We start from the raw sequence: 26,052 nt of genomic DNA, 5'->3' as shown, positions 1-26,052 counted from the left end.
CATGAAGTCGTTTTCGAAGAAGTTGCTGGCGGGAACCACGGTTGCGGCCGTCGCGCTCGTCGGTTCCATCGGCACGCTGGTTGCCCAGGAAAAGCCGGTCATCGCCACCGTGGTGAAGATCAGCGGCATTCCGTGGTTCGACCGCATGAACACCGGCGTCGTCGCCTACCAGGAAGCCAATCCGGACGTCGTTGCCAGCCAGAGCGGCCCGGCGACCGCGGATTCGGCCCAGCAGCTGCAGATTGTCAACGACCTCGTCGCCAAGGGCGTTAACGCGCTCGCCGTCGTGCCGATGGATCCGGCCGTTCTCGAAGGCACGTTCCAGCGCGCCATGGATCGCGGCATCGTCGTCGTAACCCATGAAGCCGACAACCAGGCGAACACGCACGCCGACGTCGAGGCCTTCGATAACGCCGATTACGGTTCGGCGCTGAACGAGCGCCTGGCCGAGTGCATGGGCAAGGAAGGCAAGTGGACGACCTTCGTCGGCTCGCTCGGCAGCCGTACGCACATGCAGTGGGTTGGTGCAGGCGAGGAGAACGCCAAGAAGTATGCCGGCATGGAACTCGTCGATCCGAACAACGAATCCTTCGACGATGCCAACGGCACCTACGAAAAGGCCAAGGAAATCCTGCGCAAGCACCCTGATCTGAAGGGCTTCCAGACCTCCGCCGGCAACGACGTTCTCGGCGTTGGTCGCGCGATCGACGAAGCGGGCCTGAGCGGCAAGGTATGCCTGGTCGGCACCGGCCTTCCGAACCCGTCCGCCGATCTTCTCGAATCCGGCGCCATCACGGCGATCGGCTTCTGGGATCCGCAGAAGGCCGGCATGGCGATGAACGCCGTCGCCAAGCTGCTGCTGGAGAAGAAAGAAGTCACCGACGGCATGGACCTCGGCGTCGAAGGCTACAGCAAGGTCTCGGTCAAGCAGGCCCCGGCAAGGGCCTGCTGATCCTCGGCAATGGCATGGTTCTCGCCGACAAGGCGACCTACAAGGAACACATGTTCTAATTCGACGAACCGTCAGCCGGCCGGGAGGCTTGCCTTCCGGCCGGAACCGTCCGGCGTGTCGACGCGCCGGTCAGCATGAGGACAATTTCCGTGGCGGCACAAGCAGATCGCGCGCAGCATTCGGCGGCGCTCCTTGAACTCAGAAACATCCAGAAATGGTTCGGCGGCGTTCACGCTCTCCGGGGCATCGACCTGACGCTCCAGCCGGGCGAGGCCTATCACCTGCTCGGTGAGAACGGCTGCGGCAAGAGCACGGTCATCAAGATCATGTCGGGCGCGCACGCGCCGTCGTCCGGAGAAATCGTTCTCGGCGGCAAGACTTTTTCGTCGCTGACGCCGATCCAGTCGCTGGCCGCCGGCATCGAGACCGTCTACCAGGACCTGTCGCTGCTTCCCAATCTCACGGTTGCCGAGAATGTCGCCCTGAACGAGCAGTTGGTGAACGCCAATGGCCGCCTTGCGCGTCTCTTCGATCGCAAGCGGCTGAAGGAAACGGCTGAAAGGGCGCTTGCCGCTGCAGGCCTGCCGACCGACCGCGCCTTCCTCAACACGATCGTTTCCGACCTGCCGCTCGCCTCCCGCCAGCTCGTCGCCATCGCGCGGGCGATCGCGACCCGCGCCAAGCTCGTCATCATGGACGAGCCGACCACGTCGCTGACGCGTCGCGAGGTGGACAATCTCATTCGCGTCGTCGAGCGCCTGCGCTCCGAAAACGTCGCCGTTCTCTTCGTCACGCACAAGCTGGACGAATGCTACCGCATCGGCGGCCATGCGGTCGTCTTCCGCGACGGCCAGTGCGTCGCCCAGGGACCGATCGAGAACTACAGCAAGAAAGAGCTGGCCGAATTGATGACCGGCCGGTCCATCGACGCGCAGCGCTATCGCACGGGCAAGCCGTCCGACGCCGAACTTCTCAAGGTCGACCGCCTCGTCGCCGATGGCGTGCGGGAGATGAGCTTTTCGGTGAAGAAGGGCGAAATTCTCGGCATCACCGGGCTTGCAGACTCGGGCCGCAACGAACTCGCCATGGCATTGACCGGCGTCGCCCCCGCGACCAGTGGCGTGGTGACGCTCGACGGCAAGACCGTTTCCGTGCGCTCGCCCGCCGAGGCGATCGCCCAAGGCATCGGCTACGTGCCGGAGGACCGGCTCGCCGAGGGTCTCTTCCTCGACAAGTCGATCTTCGAAAACGAGATCGCGCTAGTTGTATCGCGCCTCGCCAACTCGTTTGGCGTCGTCGACCGGGAGGAGGGGCGCAAGATCGCTGCCCGCCTCTCCGAGGAGATGCGTCTTAACACCAAGGACCTCGACCTGCCGGTCGGCGCACTCTCCGGTGGCAACCAGCAGCGTGTGCTGATCGGCCGCTGGCTGAGCATCGCGCCGAAACTGCTCGTGCTGCACGGCCCGACCGTCGGCGTCGACGTCGGGTCCAAGGACACGATCTACCGCGTCATCCAGGCGCTTGCCGAAGCGGGCATGGGTCTCGTCATCGTCAGCGACGACCTGCCCGAACTGCTGCAGAACGCGGACCGGATCCTCGTCATGAACAACGGCCGCGTGGTCGCCGAAATGGATGCGGAGCAGGCAACCGAAGACCAGCTTTATAAGGCGATGCTGACGGCCACGACGGAGACTGTGCAATGAGTGCTTCTGGGATCGATGAACTTCATGGCGCCGCTCCGTCGCGCTCCTTCAGCTTCGGCGAACTTGTGCGGCGTCGTCCGGAGACCATCACCTTCGCGTTGCTGGTTGCGATCTGCGTAATCGTTGCGATCGTCAACCCCGCCTTCCTGCAGCCATCGACCCTCATCGACATCGGCCGTGCGAGCGTGGTCATGGGCCTTTTCGCGCTTGGCGTCTTCATCATCCTGGCGGCAGGCGGCATCGACGTGTCCTTCACGGCGATCGCGGCGTTCACCATGTATTCGATGACCGTGCTGGTGCAGAACTACCTGCCCGGGCTGCCGATCGCCGTCGTCATCCTGATGGCGACGCTCGGCGGTGCGGGGCTCGGCATCATCAACGGTCTGCTCGTCCATCACCTCAAGGTGCCGTCGCTGATCGTGACGATCGGCACGCAGTATTTGTTCCGTGGCTTCCTGCTCTCGTTCATCGGCACGGTCTGGATCATGTCACTGCCGCCGCAAATGGGTGCCTTCGGCCGGATGCCGCTCGTCCAGCTCGAGTCCGCAAACGGCGCGCTCATCACCCTGCCGTTCTATTTCCTCGTCCTGCCGATTGCTGCGGGCGTGACGTGGTGGATCCTCAACCGCACCCTGATGGGGCGTGCCATCTTCGCGGTCGGCGGTAATGCCGATATCGCAAGCCGCCTCGGCTACAGCCTGCGCACCGTGCACGTCTTCCTGTTCGGCTATGCGGGCGCGCTCGCGGGCCTTGCCGGCATCATCCATGTCTGCGCCAACCGCCAGGCTAACCCCTTCGATCTCGTCGGCACCGAGATCAACGTGATCGCCGCCGTCGTGCTCGGCGGCGCACGCATCACCGGCGGCACGGGCACGGTTCTCGGCACCCTTCTCGGCGTGCTCCTGATCGTCGTCCTCAACAGCGTGCTCGTCATGGTCGGCATTCCCAGCACCTGGCAGCGGCTCGTCGTCGGCAGCTTCATCCTGCTGGCCGCCGCTTTCTTCGTCACGCGCCAGCGTAAGAAATAACCCCCATTCCCGGAGGAAACCCATGAAGAAGTTCCTGAACGATCCCGTCAACTTCGTCGACGAGATGCTGGAAGGCATCTACAAGGCGCATCCCGCCGTCACCTATGCGGCAGGCGACCTGCGCTGCCTCGTCACCGCCAAGACCAAGCCCGGCAAAGTCGGCATCGCCACCGGCGGCGGCTCGGGCCACCTGCCGACCTTCCTCGGCTTCGTCGGTGACGGCATGCTCGACGGTGCCGCGGTCGGCGGCGTCTTCCAGTCGCCCAGTGCCGAACAGATGTACCAGGTGACCAAGCACATCGATCAGGGCGCCGGCGTCCTCTACATCTACGGCAACTATAGCGGCGATATCATCAACTTCGACATGGCAGCGGAACTTGCCGATCTCGACGGCATCGCGGTCAAGCAGGTCGTCGGCAATGACGATGTCGCCTCGTCGGTCGTCGGCGAGGAGCACAAACGCCGCGGCGTTGCCGGCATCTTCTTCATCTACAAGGCCGCCGGCGCTGCCGCTGCCGAAGGCCTTTCGCTCGAAGAGGTCACGCGTCTCGCTGACAAGGCGCGTCTGCGCACCCGCACCATGGGCGTGGCCCTTTCGAGCTGCGTCGTTCCGGAAATCGGCCACGCCACCTTCTCGATCGGCGAGGACGAGATGGAGATCGGCATGGGCATCCACGGCGAGCCCGGCATCAGCCGCAAGAAGCTGGCGCCGGCCGATGCCGTCGTCGACGAGATGATGGAGCGCATCTTTGCGGAAACGGACTACAAGCAGGGCGACAATGTCGCCGTTCTGATGAACGGCCTCGGCGGCACGCCGCTGGAAGAACTCTACATCCTCTTCCGCCGCGTTTCGCAGCTCCTCGAAACGCGCGGCGTCACCGCCAAGCATGTCTGGGTCGGCGAGTTCGCCACCTCGATGGAAATGGCCGGCGCCTCGATCTCGATCCTCCACCTCGACGAGGAGCTGGATCGCCTCATCGCCGCCCCGGCCAACACGCCGTTCTTCCAGCACGTCGCAGGGTGATGGCATGACCATGCAGACATTGAACGCCGCCGGCCTGATCGACCTTTTCAAGAGTTGGAAGGACCTTTTTACCGAACAGCGCGAGTTCCTAATCGCGCTCGACGGCAAGGTGGGCGACAGCGATCTCGGCATCACCATGAACAAGTCCTTCGCCGCTGCCGCCGAGGCGCTCGAAGCGGAAGGCGAGGGGGCTGGCATCGCCAAGCTGCTGCGCACCGCCGGGGCAACGATGGCACGCACCGCGCCCTCCACCATGGGCACCCTGACGGCGACCGGCTTCCTGCGGGCGAGCAAGGTCGTCGAGGGCAAGGAAGCGCTGGATACCGCCGACATGGCCGCCTTCTGGCGTGCCTATCGCGATGGTGTAGCCGAGCGTGGCAAGGCCAAGGTCGGTGACAAGACCCTGCTCGACGTGCTCGACCCGATCGCAACGACGCTGGAAGCGCAGGCTGCGGCCGGCGCATTGCTCTCTGACGCGTTGAACGCTACGGCGGATGCTGCGGAACAGGCGCTGGAAGCCACCAAGTCGATGCTTGCGCAGCACGGCAAGGCGGCTGCGTTCCAGGAGAAGACCGTTGGCCTGCAGGATGCGGGTGCAACAGTCGGCTACTTCCTGATCCGTCGCATGGCGGAATTCGTGGCAAGCCGATAGAAATAATCTATACGGATCGCTCTGTCCGCGGGGTCTATAGACAAACTCCACAGAACCGATTGCATCCAAAAGATGCATGGAGAACCAAGTGGAATTTAATAGTCTCCGCGGCATCAGGCCCCCGCAACCAACGACATCGGCAAAGCCGGTCCTTGGCTACGCCTTCGGAAGGCAGGCAGACTTTCGGCCCTGGCTGACGGCCTTGTGCATGGTCTTGCTCGGGAGTGGGCTCGTCACTCTCACAATTGCCTGCGGCGGCTGAGGCCTGCCAATTACCGATGATTGAAAAAAACCGATCATCGCCTTCGGCAATTCTGTTGTTGATACTCAAATGCTAGAATGTGTCGGCGCGGGCGATCATCCCTGACGCACCGCGTTCGTGTTCAACGCCGATGCAGACCGAGAACAGGCCCACCGGATTGTCCGAGGCCTCGGCCGGCACCCTTCACACTGGAACTTTACGACGAAGCCAACAAGGACAGATGGTCGTCGTTCAGCATGAAAAGCGCTGGTGGCGTCCATTCGCCGACCAAGCGAGCAGTTTCGCCCGCACGTTCGGACTTCCAATGACCCAGAACGCAGGAGGTAGCCATGATTCCCAGAACTGCCGTCTTTCTTTCCTCGTTCCTTGCCGCGAGCCCATATCTGGTCGCCGACGCGACATTAGCGCAGGACGCCACTATCAAGCCGCACGTTCCACTTGCGAAAACGATTGGCCAGGTAACGCCGACCGGGCCGGTTCCATCCCTTTTCGTCCTTAATTCCGCAGGCGCAAAGCTGGAGGGAACCACGCTCACCATGACCGGTGTTTCAATGAACTCGATCGTCTTTGCCGATCGTCCAGTTCGTGCGGCCGGTCACGTCACGACTGAGCAGTTCATCATGCAATGGGACAAAGGCAAGGGCAGTTTCGCCGTCGATCCGCCCAATGCCACCATTTCCATCCTTGGTGGCGATGGGTCGAAGGTCGAAGATGCTGTGGTGACGATCATGAATCCCAAGCTTGAAGGCGGCAACCTGACGTTTGAGGTGGCCGTCCTTGAAGGAAGTCTGTCCGGTGGGAGTGGGCCGGCGGCTCTGTTCATTGACCGTGGTGGTTTTGGTGGCTTCGGCGGGGGCGGCTTCGGCGGAGGTGGACGGGACTTTGGTGGCGGCGGCTTTGGCGGCGGACGCGGCGAGTTTGCCGGAGGCGATCGCATGGGCGACGTCCACGTTAATGACGTCCATGTCAATTACTGGCATGCTCCGAACTATCATGGCGCCTGGTATGCCGGCGCGGGCGTCGCGACCGGAGTCGCTATCGGGGCAGCAGCCACGGCGCCTTATCGCTACGGCAACCGCTACGATGACTCCTACTATACCGGCTACGGGCCGTGTGGATACTACCCCTATCCACCATGCTACTAACGTCGGGCGTTTTGATTGAACCGACGGGATTCCGTTGAGTAGGGTTTCGCGATTCACTTCCGGATGAAGTGATTTGCGATGGCAAAATAGTCCCTTGGTCTTCGGACATGTGTTGTCAGTTATGTCGACGCCGGTCATTCGCGCCATGCCGCGCCGCCCATTTTGGCGTGTCGGTTTCCTTCCCGGAACCGCGGAATGGCGCGCGCAGAACGCTTCCAATTCGCGTAGTCGATGGCAATGAGTCCGTAGTTGCCCATCCGCAACACCACAGAATAATGCGTCGCGGCAATCGCGCGATCGTTGTGGGGATGGCGCTCGGCGAATAGCTTGAATTTTAGAGACTCAGAATGAGGGCAAGGCCGATGAAATGCCAGGTGCCGTTCTTCCATCTTCCAAGTCTACTTTCAGCATTCTTGATTTTGATACCGGAAGCGCATGCCCAGGAAGGCGACGCCTTGCGGGAGGCCGCGCAAAACCCGATCGCATCCCTCATTAGTGTACCCTTTCAAAACAACACGAACCTCGACATTGGCGACACCGGCAACACGCAGAACGTCCTCAACATTCAGCCTGTGTTCCCGGTTCACCTAAATGACGATTGGAACCTGATTATCCGTCCAATCCTTCCAGTCGTCTATCAAGAGCCCTTCCTATCTGGGCCTGAGTTAGAAGAACTCGTTCAGACTTCCGGCCGTGATTTCGGGCGTGATGTGTTCGGCTTGGGGGACCTTACCCCGGAAATCTTCTTCTCACCTAGCAAGCCAATAGAATTGGCCCCGGATGTCGGCCTAGTCTGGGGCGCAGGCCCAGTCTTTCAAATCCCAACCGCCACAAGCGATGTTCTCGGCACGGGGAAGTGGTCTGCTGGCCCGGCATTTGTCACCTTCTTGTCAGTCAAGCCGCTGAATATAACGACTGGCTTCTTGGCGCTGAACCTCTGGTCCTTTGCTGGCGACGACGACCGTTCCGATGTCAATGCCATGACCTTCGAGCCGTTTCTCAACTACAACCTTGACAAGGGTTGGTACCTGACGACGGCCCCCGTCATAACCGCCGACTGGGAAGCCGATGGCGACAATCGCTGGACCGTTCCTGTCGGGGGCGGCATCGGGCGCGTCTTCAAGATCGGCGATCAACCGGTCAACGCGCAAATATCCGCCTATTATAATGCCGTAACGCCCGACCTCGATGGCGCGAAGTGGCAAATCCGCGCGCAGTGGACATTCCTGTTTCCGGAGCGTTGAGCGGCAGGGCACAAGTCGGCCGCTGGCGACCGCAGTTGCGCCATGCCTTGGACGCAGTTGCGGCCACGCCCGAAGAACGGGCGCATGGTTGGTTATCGCCGCTTGGTCAATCGAATCGATAGCGGTTCCGACAGATCAGTAGAAAACAGGAGACGGTGGGCGGCACTCTTCTTTTGCCCTTATCCCGCTAACTCGGACATTAATCCTGCTTATTCGTTATCGGCAGAGACCAAACCTTTTTGTTGCTCGGCCCTCTCTCTGTCTGCTTTGCCGAAGGCGGTCATGATGCTCACCAGGACGCTCACCGTCCAACCAAACGTAAAGAGTCCCGACATGGCGATGATCGGTCCAATTAGTCTCCATTCATCGGGTAATGTGACCGCGTCGTCGCCAAGGGTGGTGTAGCTCTCAAGTACGAAATAGTAGGCGTCACGGAGAGATGGAACTATTCCCAGAAACACCAGCGGCGTTGCCCAGAGCAATGTTTCCGCGAAATGCAGAGCTGCGAGTAATCCTATGTTGGCAGCGAGCAACATGTCCAGTCGCCATAATGGAGTTGTCCCAGTTACGTGGATCCAGGCTCTGTTGAAGCGTCTATTTATCGTTCGGATGCCTGCGCCATGGACGAAGATTACGACGATCATCGTTAGCGTGCCCAGGATGATTTCCAAAAGCGGATGGGGAGCTGAGAGTTCGTCCATCGTCTGAATCCCTTCGGCCACAGTGCGGAAACGATATCGCATGTGCCGGAGCCTGTCTCCAGATCGATGGGTATGTTGCCTGCGTCTCATGTGGCCGCCTAACGTGCACATAGGCCTTGGCCAGCGACGCTCCACCAACAGCGCAGCGAACTCAAGAAAGTAAAGCAACGGAGCCATGAGGGGCATCGTTGTCAGTCGTGTGCCCCTTTGATAGCGTCGCAGCCGAGTTCGCCATGTCACGAGGGGGAGGCAAGGACATGAGAGACAAGCCAAGGTGGGTTTTCGCGTGGCGACCATCCAACGACCCTGAACGTCCGCCGCGTATCGAACCAATCAGGTAACCGATGCAAACATGTCGCTCCCGCGGGTCTGCCAGTCGGTGGCCCGTGACGGGATCGCGCTCTCTCCTTCCAACGAGTCCTTGAAGCCATGCGCAATTTCCAGCTCCCTGGTCGTTCTCCCGTTCGCACAATGGAAGCAATGGCGGCGACCTCGCATCCGCTGTCAACGCTCGCGGCCGTCGAAATGCTTCGTGCCGGTGGCAACGCGATGGATGCCGCCGTTTGCGCCGCCGCTGTCCAGGCGGTGGTCGAGCCGCAATCGACAGGCATCGGCGGCGATTGCTTTGTCCTCTATGCGCCGAAGGGCGAGGGCAACGTGCTTGCCTTCAACGGCTCCGGCCGTTCGCCGGCGGCTGCCACCTTGGAGTGGTATCTCGAAAGGGGCTTTGCGGAGATACCCACCCATGGGCCGCATTCGGTGACCATTCCGGGCGCGATCGATGCGTGGTGCCGCCTGATCGAGGACCACGGTCGCAAAAGTCTGGATGAAGTCCTGCAGCCTGCCATCCGCTATGCGGAGCGCGGCTATGTGATCCACGATCGGGTCGCACTCGACTGGAATGATGCGCTCGGCACATTGACCGGGGATGAGTACGCCGCCCGTCTGTTTTTGAAGGATGGCGCTCCTTTGCAGGCGGGTGCCGTGCACTTTCAGCCCGAATTGGCGGCGACGCTGCGAACGATTGCAGCGCGGGGCAGGGCGGGCTTTTACGAAGGCGCTGTCGCCGAGGATCTTGTCGGCCGCCTCCAAGCGCTCGGCGGTCTCCACACACGCGATGATTTTGCCGCTACCGCCGGCGAGTATGTCCAGCCTGTGAGCATTTCCTACCGCGGCCATGACATATACCAGATGCCGCCCAACAATCAGGGCCTGACGGCACTGCTGATGCTCAATATCCTTTCGGAATTTGATCTGAAGGGGCTCGATCCATGCGGTGTTGAGCGACTGCATCTGGAGGTCGAGGCGGGCAGGCTCGCCTATCGCGATCGAGACCGGTACATCGGCGATCCGGAGCAGGTGGATGTGCCCGTCGATCGACTGTTGTCTCGAGACTATGCGCGTGCGCTCTCGACCGCGATCAAGCGCGACCGCCCGATGTCCGATCTGCGCGATGTCGCCTTGCCGAACAGCGACACGGTCTACATCTCGATTGTCGATAGCGAGCGAAACGCCGTCTCGTTCATCAATTCGACGTTTCATTCGTTCGGAAGCGGAATCGTAGGCCCGCGCTCCGGGGTCGTTCTCCAGAACCGCGGCAGCAGCTTCAGGCTCGATCAGGGTCATCCAAACGTCATTGCGCCCCGGAAAAGACCGATGCACACGATCATGCCGGGAATGGCGGTGAAAGATGGTCGCGCGGTCATGCCCTTCGGCGTCATGGGCGGCGCATACCAGCCATTCGGTCATGCGCACGTCCTCACCAACATGCTGGATTTCGGCATGGATCCCCAGGAGGCATTGGACGCGCCTCGGGTGTTCTATCGCGACGGGGTGATTGAAGCCGAGAGCGGCGTTGCGGCGGAGGTTCTCTCAGGGCTTGAGGCTCTTGGGCATTCCGTCACCGGAGCGCCCGAACCGCTGGGTGGCGGGCAGGTGGTCGTCATCGATTGGGAAAGCGGCACGCTTACCGGCGCGTCCGATCCGCGCAAGGACGGGTGTGCGCTGGGATTTTAGGTTCGAGGACTATGGCGAGCTCATCACGCGATGATGGCCGAGCTGGGCTTCGACGTCCAGTTCACCGAACTCGAGCCTACCGCCTGGGAGAAGGCGATCTACTCTCGCCGCGCTCCTCGATGAGTCAGAAAATCTCGAGGTCAAGCCACAGGCCGGAAAGAGATGCCGTGCAGTCAAGCGCGATTTGAATCAAAAGCGATCTGCGCGATAGGGTGAGGGGTCCGCAATGGGTTTTTCTCCGGTCATCTGCTCCGCTAACAAACGACCACTCACCGGGCCAAGGGTAAATCCGTGGTGTGCGTGACCAAAATTGAACCAAAGTCCGGGGTGCCTCCCGGCACGCCCAATCACCGGTTTCATATCCGGCAGGCACGGACGTACCCCCATCCAGGCCTCTTGCTCCACGCGCTTGCCGAGTGGAAACAGTTCCCGGGCGATCGTCTCCGCCCTGTCCAGCTGAATTGGTGTTGGCGCGGAATCACGTGGGGCCAGTTCGATACCCGTTGTCAGACGAACGCCATCGAGCATTGGCGACAGGACGAAACCTCCATATTCGCTCAAGACCGGTCGTCTTAGGGAAACCCCATCGGCTGGGGAGAAATGCATGTGGTATCCGCGCTTCACGGCAAGAGGAATGCGATAGCCCAGCGGCTGGATCACATCCGTCGACCACGCCCCAAGTGCGACAACGACTTCTTTCACCCGGATGTTGCCGGCCACCGATGGCAGGTTCCAGTGCCCGTCGACGTGCTTCAAATCTCGTGCATCAGCATGGACAAATTTTCCGCCCCGCCGCAGGAACAACTCGGCGTAAGCCTTGGTCACCGCGCCCGGGCTGGACACAGTGACGGGATCGCGCCAATGGATCGCCCCGAAAGTGGACGCGTTGACCGAGGGCTCCAGTTCGAGCAGCTGCTGGGTTTCCAGCACGTCATAGCTTAACCCATATTTCAGCAGGCTTTCGGCCGTCTTTATCGAATTCGCCAGATCCTTCGGAGTGCGGCAGATTTCCAGCCATCCATTTTGACGGGCAAGGTGAGTGGCGTCCGCATCCTGCAGCATGCGCATGTGCTCGCTGACGCAAAGCTCGATGAGCGGGAGCATGTCGCGGGCTGCTTCGGCCAGACGTCCGGGCGAAGAGTGGCGCCAATATTGGAACAGCCACGGGGCGATGCGAGGCAGATGCCGCCAGTGGTAGCGGACATCCGCCGACTGGTTCAGGGCGAAACGTAGAACGGTCAGGAGATTGCGTGGGAAAGCATATGGCACGACGCTGGCGCGCTCGATAAGCCCTGCATTGCCGTAGCTGGTTTCCTCGCCGGGGTCGCGGCGGTCGACCAGAAGCACGGACCGCCCCTTGGCCTGCAGATGCAGGGCCGTGGACACGCCGACGATGCCAGCGCCGAGAACTGCGACGTCATTATCAATGGTCAAAATCGATTCCTAACAATTAGCCGAAAAGCCGGATGCGCCGAGACAGCTGCAGGATATCTCCAGCTTGCCCGCCGCGCTCGCGCATATGCATATGCGGATAGGTTTTGTACGACACGATGATAGATCGAGAGTTATCGCAATGGGGGTCTCATAACCGGCGGCGTCGCGCAACCTAGCAAGCAGTTCGCCCTCGCTGTCTTCGCAGAATTCGGTCACCATCGCGCCGTGCAGGCCGAGCAGAATTCCCGAAATTTCACATTCCTTCCGTTTCATCCAGGCGCTCGCGCAGCGTGGTTCCCGGAAAAAGCAAAGGCGGGCCTGCTTGGATTCAAGCAGGCCCGCCTTTGACGGTACACGTTCAAAGAACCTGGGATCAGGTACGCGGCTTCAGGTTCTCGGGATCGTACAGCGGCTTGTAGCCGATGCCGACGACCTCGACCGGGTAGGTCTCGGTGAAGTACTGGATGTTGAGCTTGCGGCCTTCCTGGCAATAGGCGTGCGGCAGGTAGGCAAGCGCGATGTTCTTTCCGATGGTCGGGCCGAAGGCGATGGAGGTCGTGTAGGAGCGGCGGCCGAGCTCGTCGATCAGCACCTCGCCGGTTTCCGGGTCCATGACCGGCAGRTTGCCGAGCGGGTAGCGCTTGACGCCGTTCTTGTCGGTGTTCTCCGTCATGACCAGCGTGCAGAGCATGGCGGGCTGGTGTTCGCGCGCCTTGTACTCCAGATGCTTGGCCTTGCCGCGGAAGTCGGCCTCCTTGACCTTCGGACGGGCAAGGTCGGCCTCGATGAGGTTGTACTGGGTGAGAAGGTCGGCGTTCTGGAGACGCAGGCTCTTTTCCATGCGGCGCGAGTTGGCATAGGTCTCGACGCCGACCGCCATGACGCCTGTGGAGCGCAGCGCGTCCCAGACGGCAAGGCCGTCCTCGTACTTCATGTGCAGTTCCCAGCCCTGCTCGCCGACATAGGAGATGCGGAAGGCGGTGACGGACTTGCCGGCGATCTCGATCGGCTTGATCGCGGCGAAGGCGAAGTTCTCGATGTCGAGTCCATCAGGGTCCGCAACCACCTTCTTCAGGTTTTCCCGGGCGTTCGGGCCCCAGATGCCGATGGTGATGAATTTTTCCGAGGTGTCGGTGATGGTGACGTCGAGGCCGCGATCCTGCGCGATGCGGCGCATGTAGTGGAGGTCGCGCGGGCCGGCATCGGCGCCGTTCACGAGGCGGCCACGGTCGGCCATGCGGAAGACCGTGAAGTCGGCGCGCACCATCCCCTCGTCGTCGAGGAAGTGGGTGTAGATGCCCTTGCCGATGTTGCTGTCGCCGCCGACCTTGGCTGCGCAAAGCCATTCGAGAAGCTCGACATGGTCCGGACCTTCGATGTCGACCATGTGGAAATGCGAGAGGTTGACGATGCCGCAATCCTCGCTCATCGCCAGGTGCTCGGCGTTGGAGACGCGCCAGAAGTGGCGGTTGTCCCACTCGTTCTCGCGTACTGGAACGCGGTCGCCGTACTTTTCCAGGAGATGCTCGTTGGCTTTGTAGCCGTGCGCACGCTCCCAGCCGCCGAGTTCCATGAAGTAGCCGCCAAGCTCGACCTCACGCTCATAGAAGGGCGAGCGCTTAACGTTGCGGCCGTTGGCGAAGGGTTCGCGCGGGTGCACGGCGGGAAAGTAGATCTTCTGGGCGGACTCGGTGCAGCGGCCCTCGATGTATTTCTCTTCCAACTGGTGCGGGTAAAAACGGGCGTAATCGATGCCGTTGTGGTCGATCTCGGTGCGGCCGTCCGTCATCCAGTCAGCGATCAGCTTGCCGTAGCCGGGACCGTCCTTGACCCAGATGGCAATGCAGTACCAGAGGCCGCGCACCTTCTGGCTCTCGCCGCAGGACGCGCCGCCGGCGGCGGAGACCTGCAAGAGGCCGTTGAACGAGTGGCCTTCATTGTAGCCGAGCTCGCCGAGGATCGGCGTCAGTTCGATGGCCTTTTCGAGCGGCTCGAGGATCTGTTCCATGTCCAGGTCGCGCTGCGAGGGCGAAAGACGTGCCTCGTGCTTTTCGAGAATGTCGCGCGGGTGGCAGAGGCGCGGATTGCTGGTCTCGTAGTAGCCCCACTCGATCTGGCCGCCTTCGGTCGTCTTCGGGTCGCCAGTGTCGCGCATATAGGCGGAGTTGCCCTGGTCGCGCAGCAGTGGATAGCCGATCTCCTTGCCGGTGCCCTCGAATTCGTTGTACGGGCCGAAGAAGGTCAGCGGGTGGTCGACCGGCATGACCGGCAGGTCTTCGCCGACCATTTCGGCGATCAGTCGGCCCCAGATGCCGGCGCAGACGACGACGTGGTCGGCCATGATCGTGCCGCGGTGCGTGACGACGCCCTTGATGCGGCCATTCTCGACGATGAGCGATTGGGCGGGCGTGTTGGCGAAGCCCTGCAGCTTGCCGGTCTTTTCGGCAGCGTCGACCAGCTTGCCGGCAACCGTCTGCGAACGCGGAATGACAAGGCCGGCGTCGGGGTCGAACAAGCCGCCCTGCACCTGGTCTTCCTCGATCAGCGGGAACAGCTTCTTGATCTCGGCCGGCGAGACATAGTGGGCGCGGGTACCGAAGGCCTTGGCCGAGGTCAGTTTGCGCTTGATCTCTTCCATCCAGGCATCGTCGCCGGTGCGGGCCACTTCCAGGCCGCCGATACGGGCGTAATGGCCCATCTTTTCGAAGAAATCGACCGAGTACTGCGTGGTCCAGACCGACAGGTAGTCATGGCTGGTCGTGTAACAGAAGTCGGAGGCATGTGCCGTCGAGCCGATGTCGGTCGGAATGCCCGACTTGTCGATGCCGACGATGTCGTCCCAGCCCCGCTCGATCAGATGATGGGCGATCGACGCGCCGACGATGCCACCCAGCCCGACGATTACGACTTTCGCCTTGTTCGGAAACCCTGCCATTGATTGCCACCCTAGTTGGAATTCGGCCGGGATATTAATTCGTGCATCAGCGTCACTAAAGCCTGTCTACGACATAATCATCCTGCTGCACGACCAGTGCGACATTTGCATCGGGGCGGGCAAAGACCCGCATGCACACGCACATCGCGCATTCGGCTGCCGCGGTCCCGAGAAAAGCACTCCGAGGTAGAATGGCGCGTCGCCTGGCCGGCAGCGAAGATGCGGCCCAAGTGGCGGCTCAATCGGCCGCCTCAAGCACTATTGTTCCAACCGCTGCTCGTCGTCTTGCGCGGAGACGGTGGCGGTGACCGAGGGAACGTCCGGATCGCCCTCCGCGCGGTCGCGATGCAGTGCGGCCTGGGCGAGCAGCATCAGTGTGACCGGTGTCGTGACCGTCACGAAAATACCGATCAGGATCTCGTGGAAGACCGGCCGGCCGTCGATGACGGAGAAGTAGATCATCGAGGCCATCACCACCCCACCCGTTCCCCAACTCGTGCCGAGCGTCGGCGCATGCAGGCGCTGGTAGAAGGTGGGCAGCCGGGTGAAGCCGATCATGCCGATCAGCGCCAGCCCCGCGCCGAGCAGCAGAAAGGCCGAAACGACGATGGCCGCCCACAGCGGCAAGTCGGCGGCATGGCTCATTCGATCACCTCACCGCGCATCAGGAACTTCGCCAGTGCGACCGTCGAGACGAAGCCGAGCAGGCCGATGATCAGCGCCGCTTCGAAGTAGATCGTCCGCCCGCTGCCGATCCCGAAGACCAGCAGCAGGAGCATCGAATTGAGATAGAGCGCGTCGAGGCCGAGCACCCGATCTTGCGCCCGCGGCCCGAAAACCATCCGCAGCAGGGCCAGCGCCATGGCGATCGAGAGCATCACCTGAGCGGCCGTCAGCGACCAGTAGAGGATCGTTGCGCTCATTCGAAAATCTCCCTCAGCAACCTTTCATAACGGTTCTTGACGATATCGATCCATTCCGTTTCGTCCATGACGTCGAGAATGTGCATCAGCAGCGTTCCCTCGGCCGAGTTGTATTCGATCCAGGCGGTGCCCGGCGTGCTCGTCACGATCACCGAAAGCAGCGCCAGCCCGGTCGGGTCCTTCAGATCGAGGGGGACCGCCAGGAAGGCGGAGTGGTGCCCGGGCCTCCGGCCGGTGAGAATGAGCCAGACAACGGCAATGTTCGATAGGATGATGTCGTAGAGCACGATTGCAAGCAGCCGTGCGAGAAGGTCCCATCGGCGGATGCGTGGCTTGTTCGGCCGCAGCGCCGCCATCGACCAGGAGGCAAAGATCGCAATGGCGCTGCCGAGGAGGAGATGGCCGACCGAGAAGCTGTTGAGGATGAGCCACATCAACAGCAGCGACAGGGCCAGCAGCGGGTAGGGCAGAACGCTCATTGCTGCACCTCTGCGCTGGCGGGCCCAGCCTGGCGGGCATTGGTCACGGCGTCGATGTACTGGTGCGGTGCGCTCAGTGCGCGCGCGGTCGCGTCCATGTAGCGCATGGCCGGCCCGGCCTGGACGGTAAGGAGCAGGGTTGCGAGCAGAAGCAGCAGGACAGGCGCCACTTCGAGCACGAGCACCCGCGGTTTCGTGCCCTCCATCGAGGCCCAGAACGTGCGGATGCCGGAGCGGGTCATCGCGATCAGCGCCGAAAGGCCGGAAAGAATGATGAGGAAAACGACGAGCCACATGACGGCCGGCACAAGGGCAGCGCTGCCGCTGCCGGCCGGCTCCAGCATGGCCGACAACATGGCGAACTTCGCCACGAAGCCGGAAAGCGGCGGAAGCCCCGCAAGCAGAATGCCGCAGGCGGCAAAGCAGATGCCGAGCACCGCCATGGTGCCGGGCAGGGCCACGCCCTCTCCGCCTTCTTCCGGTTCGTCTTCATCCGCATCGCCGTAGACTTCCATCGTCACCGCCAGCATGCTCGCGCCGGCGTCCTGGCCGCGTTCGACGAGTTCGATCAGCATGAAGAAGGCGCTGATCGTCAGCGTCGAGCTCGCAAGGTAGAACAGCGCGCCGGTGGTAATGGCGCCGCTGCCGAGGCCGATCGCCGTCAGCAGCGTTCCGGAGGAGACGAGCACCGAGAAGCCGGCGAGACGGCCGAGTGCCTGGGAGGCGAGCACGCCGATGGCGCCGAAGGTGATGGTCGCCATCCCGCCGAACAGAAGCACCTGCAGGCCGAAGCCGGACGAGGACGACGTGCCTTCGCCAAACACCAGCAGCGACAGCCTGAGGACGACATAGACCCCGACCTTGGTGAGGATCGCGAAGATGCCGGCGACCGGCGCGGCCGCTGCGGTGTAGGCCGGCGGTAGCCAGAAGTTCAGCGGCCACATGCCGGCCTTGATCAGGAAGGCGATCCCGAGAATGCCGGCACCGGCTTCAAGAAGCATCCGCTTCTGCGGTTCGACGCTTGCCACCCGAACGGCGAGGTCGGCCATGTTCAGGGTGCCGGTGACGCCATAGATCATGCTGACGCCGATCAAAAACAGCAGGGCGGCGGCGAGGTTGATGGCGATGTAGTGCAGGCCGGCCTTGACGCGCAGGAGCCCCGAACCGTGCAGGAGCAGGCCGTAGGAGGCCGCCAGCAACACCTCGAAGAAGACGAAGAGATTGAACAGGTCGCCGGTCAGGAAGGCCCCGTTGAGTCCCATCAGCAGGAACTGGAACAGGCTGTGGAAATGCGCACCCGCCGTGTGCCAGCGGGCAAGGGCGAAGATCAGGGACGGCAGCGCGAGCGTCGCCGTCAGCACCAGCATCAGTGCCGAAAGCCTGTCGACCACCAGAACGATGCCGAACGGGGCGGCCCAGTTGCCGAGAAGATAGACGCCCTGCCGCGCCGCTTCCGGTCCGTCGATGCTGTCGGCAAAGCGGAAGAGCGCAACGGCAACGGCGAAAAGGATGATGGTGGAGGCGACGCCGATCATTGCCTTCTGCAGGCGCCGGCGCTCGTCGATCAGCAGCAGCAGCGCTCCGGTGACCAGCGGGACCAGGATCGGGGCAATGATGAGATGCTGCCCAAGGTTCATTGCGACTGCTCCCGGCCGTCGACGTGGTCCGTCCCGGTCAAACCGCGCGCTGCTAGCAGCACCACGAGGAAGAGTGCGGTCGTGGCGAAGCCGATCACGATTGCGGTCAGCACGAGCGCCTGCGGCACCGGGTCGCTCAGGGCGGCTGCTTCCGTCCCGTCCGCAAGGATGGCGGGTCCATTGACCTTCAGTCCCCCGACGCCAAAGATGAACAGGTTGACCGCATAGGACAGCAGCGAGAGCCCGATGATGACCTGATAGGTGCGCGGCCGCAGGATGAGCCACACGCCCGATCCCGTCATGATTCCGATCCCGAGCGAAAGAACGAGTTCCATTATGTGTCCTCCGGCTTCGACTCGGTCCTGATCCGGTAGGTGCGGATGGACTGGTGGGCAATGGCGATCAGGATCAGCACGGTTGCGCCGACGACGAGGCTGAACACGCCGAGGTCGAACAGCAGGGCGGATGCGGCCGGAACCTTTCCGATGAACGGCAGCGCCACATATTGCGAGTGCGAGGAGAGGAACGGGTAGCCCACGAACCAGGATCCGACGCCGGTCGCGACGGCGATGAGCAGGCCCAGCGCGATCCAGCGCAGCGGCAAGATTCGCAGGCGGTCCTCAGCCCAGCGGGTGCCGCCGCCGAGATACTGCAGCAGGAAGGCGATCGCCATGGTGATGCCTCCCGCAAAACCACCGCCCGGCAGGTCGTGACCGCGCAGGAACAGGTAGATCGCAAAGGTAATGATCACCGGGAACATCCACTGCATGACCACCGAGGGAACCAGCAGGTAGTCCCTGACCGTGTCGCCCGGCTTGCGATCGGGCTGCGCATCGTCGAAGGCGTTCTGGATCTGCTGCTGTTCGGTGGTGCCGATGCTTTCCGACGCCGGCCGGAAACGACGGAGCAGCGCAAAGACGGTGAGCGCGACGATCCCGAGCACGGTGATTTCGCCCATCGTGTCGAAACCGCGGAAATCCACGAGGATGACGTTGACGACGTTCTTACCGCCACCCTGCGTGTAGGCATTGTCGAGGAAATAGTTGGCGATGGTATCTGGCACCGGCTGCATCATCACCGCATAGGCAAGGATCGACATGCCGGCTCCGCAAGCGACGGCGAGCCCAAAATCGCGGAGGCGGCGCAGTCGTGCGGAGAGCATGGTGCTTTCGTCGATCTTGCCGACACGCTTCGGCAGCCACCGCAGCCCAAGAAGCAGCAACACCGTCGTGACGATCTCGACAACCAGCTGGGTAATGGCGAGATCCGGTGCCGACAGCCAGGCGAAGGTGATGCAGGTGACGACGCCGGACCCTCCGAGGAGCACCAGCGCGGCGACGCGGTGGTACTTGGCCAGCAGCGCGGCGCTGACCGCGGAAAGCATGCCGATGATCCAGATCATCGCGAATGCCGGGTCGACCTGGGCAAGCGGCGGCAGCTTCGGTTCAAAACCGGAGAGATAGAGCGGGACGGCTGCCGCAGCAAAACTGAACCCGGCGACGAGGCGCAGTTGCGGCTGCAGCCGCCGGGTGCCGAGATTGGCTTCTACCCACCGCGCCCATTTCCAGGACACGGTGACCAGGATGCGCTCGAAGATGCGCTGTCCGCGAAGATGACGAAAGATCGGCGGGCCGTCCTCGCAATGCGCGAGGTACTTCTGCAGGAGAGAATAGAGAATCGTGCCGCCGACCATCGCGACCACGCTCATCATCAGCGGCAGGGTGATGCCGTGCCAGACGGCGAGACTGTAGTGCGGCGTCTCGGTGCCGAGGACCGAGAGCACGGCGGTGCTGAGGAACGGGCCGATCGACATGCTCGGCACGATGCCGACGATCAAGCAGGCGAACACCAGGGACTCGACGGGAAAACGCATCCAGCGTGGCGGTTCGTGCGGGTGCGGATTGGGAATGTCGGTCGGTGGCGGGCCAAAGAAGACCGTGTGGATGAAGCGGATCGAATAGGCGACGCTGAAGGCGCCGTAGATGGTCGCGATGTAGGGCAGGGCGCGATCGAGAATCGAGTCCGCATGGGTCTCGACGGCTTCGGCGAAGAACATTTCCTTGGACAGGAAGCCGTTCAACAACGGCACGCCGGCCATTGCGGCGCAGGCGACCATCGCCAGCGTCGCCGTATGGGGCATGAAGCGGTAGAGCCCGCTCAGCTTTTGCATGTCGCGCGTGCCGGTCTCATGGTCGATGATGCCGGCGGCCATGAACAGCGATGCCTTGAAGGTCGCGTGGTTGACCATGTGGAAGATCGCGGCGACCGCTGCAAGCGGGCTGCCGAGGCTGAGGAGCGTCGCGATCAGCCCGAGGTGGCTGATCGTCGAATAGGCGAGCAATCCCTTCAGGTCGCGCTGGAAGATCGCGAAATAGGCGCCGAGCACCAGAGAGGTGATGCCGGCAAGTCCAAGCAACCAGAACCACTCGAAGGTTCCAGACAGGGTGGGCCAGAGTCGTGCCAGCAAAAACACGCCGGCCTTCACCATGGTGGCAGAGTGCAGGTAGGCCGATACGGGTGTAGGCGCCGCCATGGCGTTGGGAAGCCAGAAATGAAACGGAAACTGCGCGCTCTTCGTCAGCGCGCCGATGAGGATCAGGATCAGCGTCGGCACGTAGAGCGGATGGGCGCGCACCACGTCGCCCGCGGCCAGCACCGCGTCCAGATCGTAGCTGCCGACGATATGGCCGAGCAGGATCACCCCGACCAGAAGACAGAAGCCGCCGGTGCCGGTGATCGTCAGCGCCATGCGCGCGCCGTCGCGGGCATTGGCGTTGTGGTACCAGTAGCCGATCAGCAGGAAAGAGAAGATGCTTGTCAGTTCCCAGAAGATCGACAGCACGATCAGGTTGCCCGAGAGCACGACGCCGAGCATCGCCCCCATGAAGGCGAGCAGGAACGAAAAGAAGCGCGGGATCGGATCTTCCGCCGACATGTAGTAGCGGGCGTAGACGACGACGAGGAAACCGATGCCAGTGACCAGCATCGAGAACAGCCAGGCGAAGCCGTCCATTCGCAGTGTGAAATTCAGGCCCAGTTCCGGAAGCCAGGAAATTTCCTGACGGACCACTTTGCCGGCCGTGACGGAAGGATAATAGAGCGCCGTCGTGATCGTCGCGATGAGCGCGACGCTGCCCGCCAGCCAGGCAGGCAGGGACCGGGAGGCTGTGCGCAACAGCAGGGCGGTGGCGATGCTACCGGCGAAAGGAAGAACTAACAGAAAAAACAACAATCTTTCAGGCATCAGCTAACATATCGCTTCGAATCGGAACCTCTTTGTCACATTGGGATTCGATGTCTAGCGCAGACCGGGGCCGGCCGCGCATAGACAATCATAAAATTATTGTTACCTATCAAGACGTCCGTTGCAATTGCCTGTGCGCACGAACGCCGCGAAAGCGGCGTCGTGCCGGGATCAAAGCGCCCGCCGGACACTGGTAGGCGGCTGGAGCGTCAGCGCAGCTTCATGTGCCGGTTGACGTCCTTGTAGAGAAGGTAGCGGAACTTGCCGGGACCGCCGGCATAGCAGGCCTGCGGGCAGAAGGCACGCAGCCACATGAAATCGCCGGCCTCGACCTCGACCCAATCCTGGTTCAGCCGGTAGACGGCCTTGCCTTCCAGCACGTACAAGCCGTGCTCCATCACATGGGTCTCGGCGAAGGGGATGACGGCACCAGGCTCGAACGTCACGATCGTCACGTGCATGTCGTGGCGCAGGTCCGTCGGATCGACGAAACGCGTCGTCGCCCATTTGCCGTCGGTATGGGCCATCGGCGACGGCACGATGTCCTGCTCGTTGGTGAAGATCGGCTCCGGGACGTCCAGGCCGTCGACCTTCTCATAAGCTTTGCGGATCCAGTGGAAGCGGGCGGCTTCAGCCCCATGGTTGCGCAGGCGCCATCCGCTCGACGGCGGCAGGAAGGCAAATCCGCCCGGACGGAGCACATGCAGTTGCCCGCCGAGTTCGACCGTCACCTCACCCTCCATGACGAAGAGCGCGCCTTCGGCGCCCGGGTCCGGTTCCGGCCGGTCGCTGCCGCCGCCGGGGGCGACTTCCATGATGTACTGGGAGAAGGTCTCGGCGAAGCCGGAAAGCGGGCGCGAGAGAACCCAGAGGCGAGTATCGTCCCAGAACGGCAGGTAGCTCGTGACGATATCCATCATCACGCCCTTGGGGATGACCGCGTAGGCCTCGGTAAAGACCGCCCGTCCGGTGAGCAGTTGCGTCTGCGCTGGAGCGCCGCCCTTTGGTGAGAAATAGGTCCGTTCAGTCAACTCAGTCTCCCGGTGTGTTTTTGCGATCCGACAGATCACGTATGCGGATCGATAGCGCAGTCTGTCTGAAAAGTCGTCGGAAAATCACGATGAAAGCCTTTTGCGTTGACGCCGCGGAACCGTCCTTCGTGCACGGAATTGATCCGTTCTGAAAGCGATCTCTATGGCGGTGGCGAGCATTGCGGACTATCGTGCCTGTTTCGCGCACCGTTGTGCCTGAGGCGCCCGTTCCACTGCGCAGAGCGGGCAAGGAGTGAAAGCATGGCTGCCGCCCGAGAGAGTTTGCGCGAGTTTCTGCGGGATGAAAGAGACTGCGTCCTCGTCGAGGTGACGGACGCTGACGGCTCGACGCCGCGCGACACGGATGCCTGGATGCTGGTTTCACGAAACGGCATCTTCGCCACAATCGGCGGCGGTCAACTCGAATACCTGGCGATCGACCATGCGCGCCGTGCGTTGCGACAGCGCCAATCCATTGCGCCGATGACGGTTCCGCTGGGGCCCGAAATCGGTCAGTGCTGCGGCGGGCGCGTCAAGCTCGCCTTCACGACAATGACCGAGCAGCTTTCAGAGGATCTGATTGCGCGCAGCGATGCCGAGATGGCGCGCCGGCCGCATGTCTGCATTTTCGGTGCCGGCCATGTCGGCCGTGCACTGGCCATGGCGCTGGCGCCTGTGCCGGTCCGCACCGTCCTGATCGACACCCGCGAACAGGAACTCCGCGACTGTCGGATCGCCGGTGTCGAAACCTGCCTGACCCCGGTGCCGGAGGCCATGGTGCGTGATGCCCCGGCCGGCAGCGCTTTCGTCATCCTCACGCACGATCATGCGCTTGACTTTCTGATCGCCGCCGAGGCGCTGTCCCGCGGCGATGCGGCCTATGTCGGCATGATCGGCTCGAAGACGAAGCGGACGACGTTCAGGAACTGGTTGTCGCGCGAGGTCGGTCGTCCCGAACTCTGTGAGCGCCTTGCCTGCCCGATCGGTGGCGCGGCGGTAAAGGACAAGCGCCCGGCGGTGATTGCGACGCTCGCGGCGGCCGAAATCCTGACGGCGGTTTTGACACACTTGACCGAAGGGACCCGAGGGAAAGGGCACGCCCAGAGTTCATCGGCGCGCTGATCCTGCAACCGGCATCTATCAATCAAGCGTAAGAGGCAGCAATTTTGAGTCTGCGCAGTCTCTCTCTCCGGTTGCCGAGTACAGAAAGTACAGTTGGCGATCGGCGGTCAGTACATCGCGTGGGCATGCAGAATCTCGTGGATTTCGCCCGAGTTGTCGCCGTGCGTGGGACATGAGAACATAGGAATGCCGGATTTGAGCGGTGATTCTCGCCGACCAAAACAAGGCAGGGCAAGGAATTGGGCACGACGTGTGCTCCGGGGTTGAGGCGGACCGCCTCAGCCATTAGGAGGAGACGGGGCCAAAGTCGAACTTTGCCGGAGACGGGTGAAACTGTGATCGATCCCTATGACATCATCGGCGTCCCGCGCGATGCCAACACCGCGGCGATCAAGGCCGCGTATCGGCGCCGCGCCAAGACGGCCCATCCGGATTCCGGCGGCGACGTCGATACATTCGGCCGGCTCAAGGTAGCCTACGAACTGCTGCTCGATCCCGTGCGGCGGAAGGTTTACGACGACACCGGCTATGATCCGGAGCTTGCGGATACCAAGGACCTCAAGGGCCTCATGGTGCTCGAAAAGCTGATCAACGAGGTCATCCTCGACGAACGCGAACCCGGCAGTTTCGATCCGATCGCGACGATCCGCCGCAAGCTGACGAACGAGATCGTCAATGCGCGCTTCCACATCATGGAGATGGAGCGGCACCGCGCCCGCATCCGCAACCATATGGATCGCGTCGGCAAGCGGCCGAATACGGATGTGTTCGGCAGCATGCTGCGCGCCCGCAGCGAGGCGATTGCCGAGGCGATCGAAAAGGCGGAGGCGCAGATCAAGGACATCGAACAGGCCTACGGCATGCTCGACGGTTACTCGTACGAGGTCGAGATCGAGACCGAGACCCGCAGCGCTGCAGAGTAAACTGTCCGCGATAGAACCGTTGCAAGATGCTGCAATTCGGACATGCCCTACAGGCTGTCCTCATCGGTCGAGCATTCATAGAGTTCTTCGCCCGTGTCGGCGTCGACCCCCACAAGGCTGACGTCGTAGCCCCAGAGGTGGCGGATGTGGCGCAGGGTGGCGTCGCGGCTGTCCTCCTCGAGCAGGATGCCGTTCTTGACATTGTGCTGCAGCCGCAGCTGGCGGTCGCCCAGAAGATCGACGTCCACCACCTGGATGTCCTGCTGGTTGACGCCGATGTCGTAGCTTCGGGCGAGCGCAGCGCGGATGGCCTGGTAGCCGCGCTCGTTGTGGATGGAAGCGACTTCGAGATAGTTGTCGCTCGCGCTGTCGGTCAGCAGGAACAGCCTGAACTTTCGGATCAAGGCCGGGCTCAGATATTGCAGGATGAAGGACTCGTCGCGGTGGTTCGCCCAGGCGTCGAGCAGCGTCGAGCGCCAGTCTCCGTTTCCCGCGATCTCCGGGAACCAGTCGCGATCCTCCTCGGTGGGTTCGATGCAGATGCGCTGGATGTCCTGCATCATGGCAAAGCCGAGCGCATAGGGGTTCATCCCGGAATGGCGGGGGTCGTCAAAACCCGGCTGGAAGACGACGTTGGAATGGCTTTGCAGGATTTCCAGCATCGCTCCTTCCGAGATCTGGTCCTTTTCGAACAGCCGGTTCACGATCGTGTAGTGCACGAACGTGGCGCACCCCTCGTTCATCACCTTCGTCTGCCGCTGCGGGTAGAAATACTGGGCGATCACACGAACGATCCGCAACAGCTCCCGCTGCCAGGGCTCCAGGATCAGGCTCGTCTTTTCCAGGAAGTAGAGCAGGTTCTCCTCCGGGAGGTTCAGCGCCTTCTTTCGTTCCGATGCGTCGCGCTCGGCGGCGGCCCGGTCGTGGGTGGCGGCCGAAGGCGGCAAGGTCCGCCAGAGATCGTTGAAGGTCTGCTCCTCGTATTCCAGCCGTTCCCGCGCGCGCTCGCGCTCCTTTTCCGATGACAGCCTTGGCGGGCGGCGATAGCGGAAGACGCCCTGGTCCATGATCGCATGGGCCGAATCGAGAATGGCTTCCACCGCGACCGTTCCGTACCGCTCCTCGCACTTGATGACGTATTTCTTGGCGAATTCCATGTAGCTCAGGATCGCGCTGGCTTCGGTCCATTGCCGGAAGAGATAGTTGTTCTTGAAGAAGTGATTGTGGCCGAAGGCGGCGTGCGCGGTGACGAGCGCCTGCATCGCCATCGTGTTTTCTTCCATCAGGTAGACGATGCAGGGATTGGAGTTGATCACCAGCTCGTAGGCGAGGCCGCGACGCCCCTTGCGGTAGAGATGGTCCTCGAAGACGAAGCGCTTTCCGAACGACCAGTGCTGATACATCAGCGGCATGCCGACCGAGGAATAGGCGTCCAGCATCTGCTCGGAGGAGATGATCTCCATCTGATTGGGATAGACGTCGAGCTTGAGTTCGTCGAGCGCGATCGTCTCGATCGCCTCATACGTGCGCGCAAGCGTATCGAAATTCCAGTCGGAGCTGTGAAACAGCAGCTTTCCGGCGCTTTTCATCATCACGA

At 62.2% G+C, this 26,052-nt stretch carries 21 protein-coding genes and 1 pseudogene; 10 read left to right on the top strand and 12 right to left on the bottom strand.

Annotated features, from left to right (window positions below):
• The first annotated feature begins 1 nt into the window (after position 1).
• The 7 genes and pseudogenes from AC1DDS_RS03840 to AC1DDS_RS03810 all read left to right on the top strand — a co-directional run bounded on the left by AC1DDS_RS03840 (position 2) and on the right by AC1DDS_RS03810 (position 8,010).
• Positions 2–1,011: pseudogene (locus AC1DDS_RS03840) on the top strand (substrate-binding domain-containing protein).
• Between the two features lie 75 nt (positions 1,012–1,086).
• On the top strand, positions 1,087–2,655 hold the full coding sequence (locus tag AC1DDS_RS03835; protein ID WP_477477652.1) for a sugar ABC transporter ATP-binding protein: 1,569 nt from the start codon (positions 1,087–1,089) through the stop codon (positions 2,653–2,655).
• The gene (locus AC1DDS_RS03830; protein ID WP_477477651.1) at positions 2,652–3,683 is read left to right on the top strand and encodes an ABC transporter permease; all 1,032 of its coding nucleotides are present in this window, start codon (positions 2,652–2,654) and stop codon (positions 3,681–3,683) included. Before AC1DDS_RS03835 ends, AC1DDS_RS03830 begins: the two co-directional genes overlap by 4 nt.
• A 22-nt stretch (positions 3,684–3,705) precedes the next feature.
• Positions 3,706–4,707, top strand: a complete 1,002-nt coding sequence (locus AC1DDS_RS03825) for a dihydroxyacetone kinase subunit DhaK (RefSeq protein WP_477477650.1) — start codon at positions 3,706–3,708, stop codon at positions 4,705–4,707.
• Positions 4,708–4,711: 4 nt separating this feature from the next.
• Entirely contained in the window at positions 4,712–5,359 is a 648-nt protein-coding gene (locus tag AC1DDS_RS03820; RefSeq protein ID WP_477477649.1) for a dihydroxyacetone kinase family protein, read from the top strand.
• Positions 5,360–5,950: 591 nt separating this feature from the next.
• Entirely contained in the window at positions 5,951–6,766 is an 816-nt protein-coding gene (locus tag AC1DDS_RS03815) for a hypothetical protein (protein WP_477477648.1), read from the top strand.
• Positions 6,767–7,128: 362 nt separating this feature from the next.
• Positions 7,129–8,010, top strand: a complete 882-nt coding sequence (locus AC1DDS_RS03810) for a hypothetical protein (RefSeq protein WP_477477647.1) — start codon at positions 7,129–7,131, stop codon at positions 8,008–8,010.
• Between the two features lie 209 nt (positions 8,011–8,219).
• On the opposite strand, the gene AC1DDS_RS03805 is transcribed toward AC1DDS_RS03810, so the two are convergent.
• Positions 8,220–8,711 carry an ion channel gene (locus AC1DDS_RS03805; protein WP_477477646.1) on the bottom strand — a complete coding sequence of 164 codons (492 nt, stop codon included), beginning with the start codon at positions 8,709–8,711 and terminating at the stop codon, positions 8,220–8,222.
• Between the two features lie 429 nt (positions 8,712–9,140).
• On the opposite strand from AC1DDS_RS03805, the gene ggt reads away from it, so the two are divergent.
• On the top strand, positions 9,141–10,727 hold the full coding sequence (ggt, locus tag AC1DDS_RS03800) for a gamma-glutamyltransferase (RefSeq protein ID WP_477477645.1): 1,587 nt from the start codon (positions 9,141–9,143) through the stop codon (positions 10,725–10,727).
• A gap of 189 nt (positions 10,728–10,916) precedes the next feature.
• Here ggt and AC1DDS_RS03795 read toward each other — a convergent pair whose 3' ends face one another.
• From AC1DDS_RS03795 to AC1DDS_RS03750, 10 genes are all read right to left on the bottom strand, one after another.
• The gene (locus AC1DDS_RS03795) at positions 10,917–12,155 is read right to left on the bottom strand and encodes an NAD(P)/FAD-dependent oxidoreductase (RefSeq protein ID WP_477477759.1); all 1,239 of its coding nucleotides are present in this window, start codon (positions 12,153–12,155) and stop codon (positions 10,917–10,919) included.
• A gap of 15 nt (positions 12,156–12,170) precedes the next feature.
• A complete protein-coding gene (locus tag AC1DDS_RS03790; protein ID WP_477477758.1) occupies positions 12,171–12,380 on the bottom strand; it encodes a M81 family metallopeptidase in 210 nt (69 codons plus the stop codon).
• A gap of 154 nt (positions 12,381–12,534) precedes the next feature.
• On the bottom strand, positions 12,535–15,096 hold the full coding sequence (locus tag AC1DDS_RS03785) for a GcvT family protein (RefSeq protein WP_477477644.1): 2,562 nt from the start codon (positions 15,094–15,096) through the stop codon (positions 12,535–12,537).
• Positions 15,097–15,354: 258 nt separating this feature from the next.
• Positions 15,355–15,741 (bottom strand): monovalent cation/H(+) antiporter subunit G, encoded by a 387-nt coding sequence (mnhG, locus tag AC1DDS_RS03780; RefSeq protein ID WP_477477643.1) that lies wholly within the window; start codon positions 15,739–15,741, stop codon positions 15,355–15,357.
• Positions 15,738–16,019: a K+/H+ antiporter subunit F gene (locus AC1DDS_RS03775; RefSeq protein WP_477477642.1), complete on the bottom strand. Its 282-nt coding sequence runs from the start codon at positions 16,017–16,019 to the stop codon at positions 15,738–15,740. The genes mnhG and AC1DDS_RS03775 overlap by 4 nt, the downstream gene beginning before the upstream one ends.
• The gene (locus AC1DDS_RS03770; RefSeq protein WP_477477641.1) at positions 16,016–16,498 is read right to left on the bottom strand and encodes a Na+/H+ antiporter subunit E; all 483 of its coding nucleotides are present in this window, start codon (positions 16,496–16,498) and stop codon (positions 16,016–16,018) included. Before AC1DDS_RS03770 ends, AC1DDS_RS03775 begins: the two co-directional genes overlap by 4 nt.
• Entirely contained in the window at positions 16,495–18,135 is a 1,641-nt protein-coding gene (locus tag AC1DDS_RS03765; RefSeq protein ID WP_477477640.1) for a monovalent cation/H+ antiporter subunit D, read from the bottom strand. Before AC1DDS_RS03765 ends, AC1DDS_RS03770 begins: the two co-directional genes overlap by 4 nt.
• Positions 18,132–18,470, bottom strand: a complete 339-nt coding sequence (locus AC1DDS_RS03760) for a Na+/H+ antiporter subunit C (RefSeq protein ID WP_310415468.1) — start codon at positions 18,468–18,470, stop codon at positions 18,132–18,134. Before AC1DDS_RS03760 ends, AC1DDS_RS03765 begins: the two co-directional genes overlap by 4 nt.
• The gene (locus AC1DDS_RS03755; protein WP_477477639.1) at positions 18,470–21,379 is read right to left on the bottom strand and encodes a monovalent cation/H+ antiporter subunit A; all 2,910 of its coding nucleotides are present in this window, start codon (positions 21,377–21,379) and stop codon (positions 18,470–18,472) included. The genes AC1DDS_RS03760 and AC1DDS_RS03755 overlap by 1 nt, the downstream gene beginning before the upstream one ends.
• A gap of 209 nt (positions 21,380–21,588) precedes the next feature.
• Positions 21,589–22,410, bottom strand: coding sequence for a bifunctional allantoicase/(S)-ureidoglycine aminohydrolase (locus AC1DDS_RS03750; RefSeq protein ID WP_477477638.1), 822 nt, complete (start codon positions 22,408–22,410; stop codon positions 21,589–21,591).
• Positions 22,411–22,671: 261 nt separating this feature from the next.
• Between AC1DDS_RS03750 and xdhC the strand changes: the two genes are divergently transcribed.
• Entirely contained in the window at positions 22,672–23,532 is an 861-nt protein-coding gene (gene xdhC / locus AC1DDS_RS03745) for a xanthine dehydrogenase accessory protein XdhC (protein ID WP_477477637.1), read from the top strand.
• A gap of 335 nt (positions 23,533–23,867) precedes the next feature.
• A complete protein-coding gene (locus AC1DDS_RS03740) occupies positions 23,868–24,455 on the top strand; it encodes a J domain-containing protein (RefSeq protein ID WP_310415456.1) in 588 nt (195 codons plus the stop codon).
• Between the two features lie 47 nt (positions 24,456–24,502).
• On the opposite strand, the gene AC1DDS_RS03735 is transcribed toward AC1DDS_RS03740, so the two are convergent.
• On the bottom strand, positions 24,503–26,044 hold the full coding sequence (locus AC1DDS_RS03735; protein WP_405030173.1) for a SpoVR family protein: 1,542 nt from the start codon (positions 26,042–26,044) through the stop codon (positions 24,503–24,505).
• Positions 26,045–26,052 lie beyond the last annotated feature (8 nt).

The sequence above is a fragment of the Mycoplana sp. 10N416 genome, assembly GCF_056394765.1.
The sequence above is the reverse complement of the archived record's forward strand: the minus strand, read 5'-3'. Positions and strand labels throughout refer to the sequence as shown.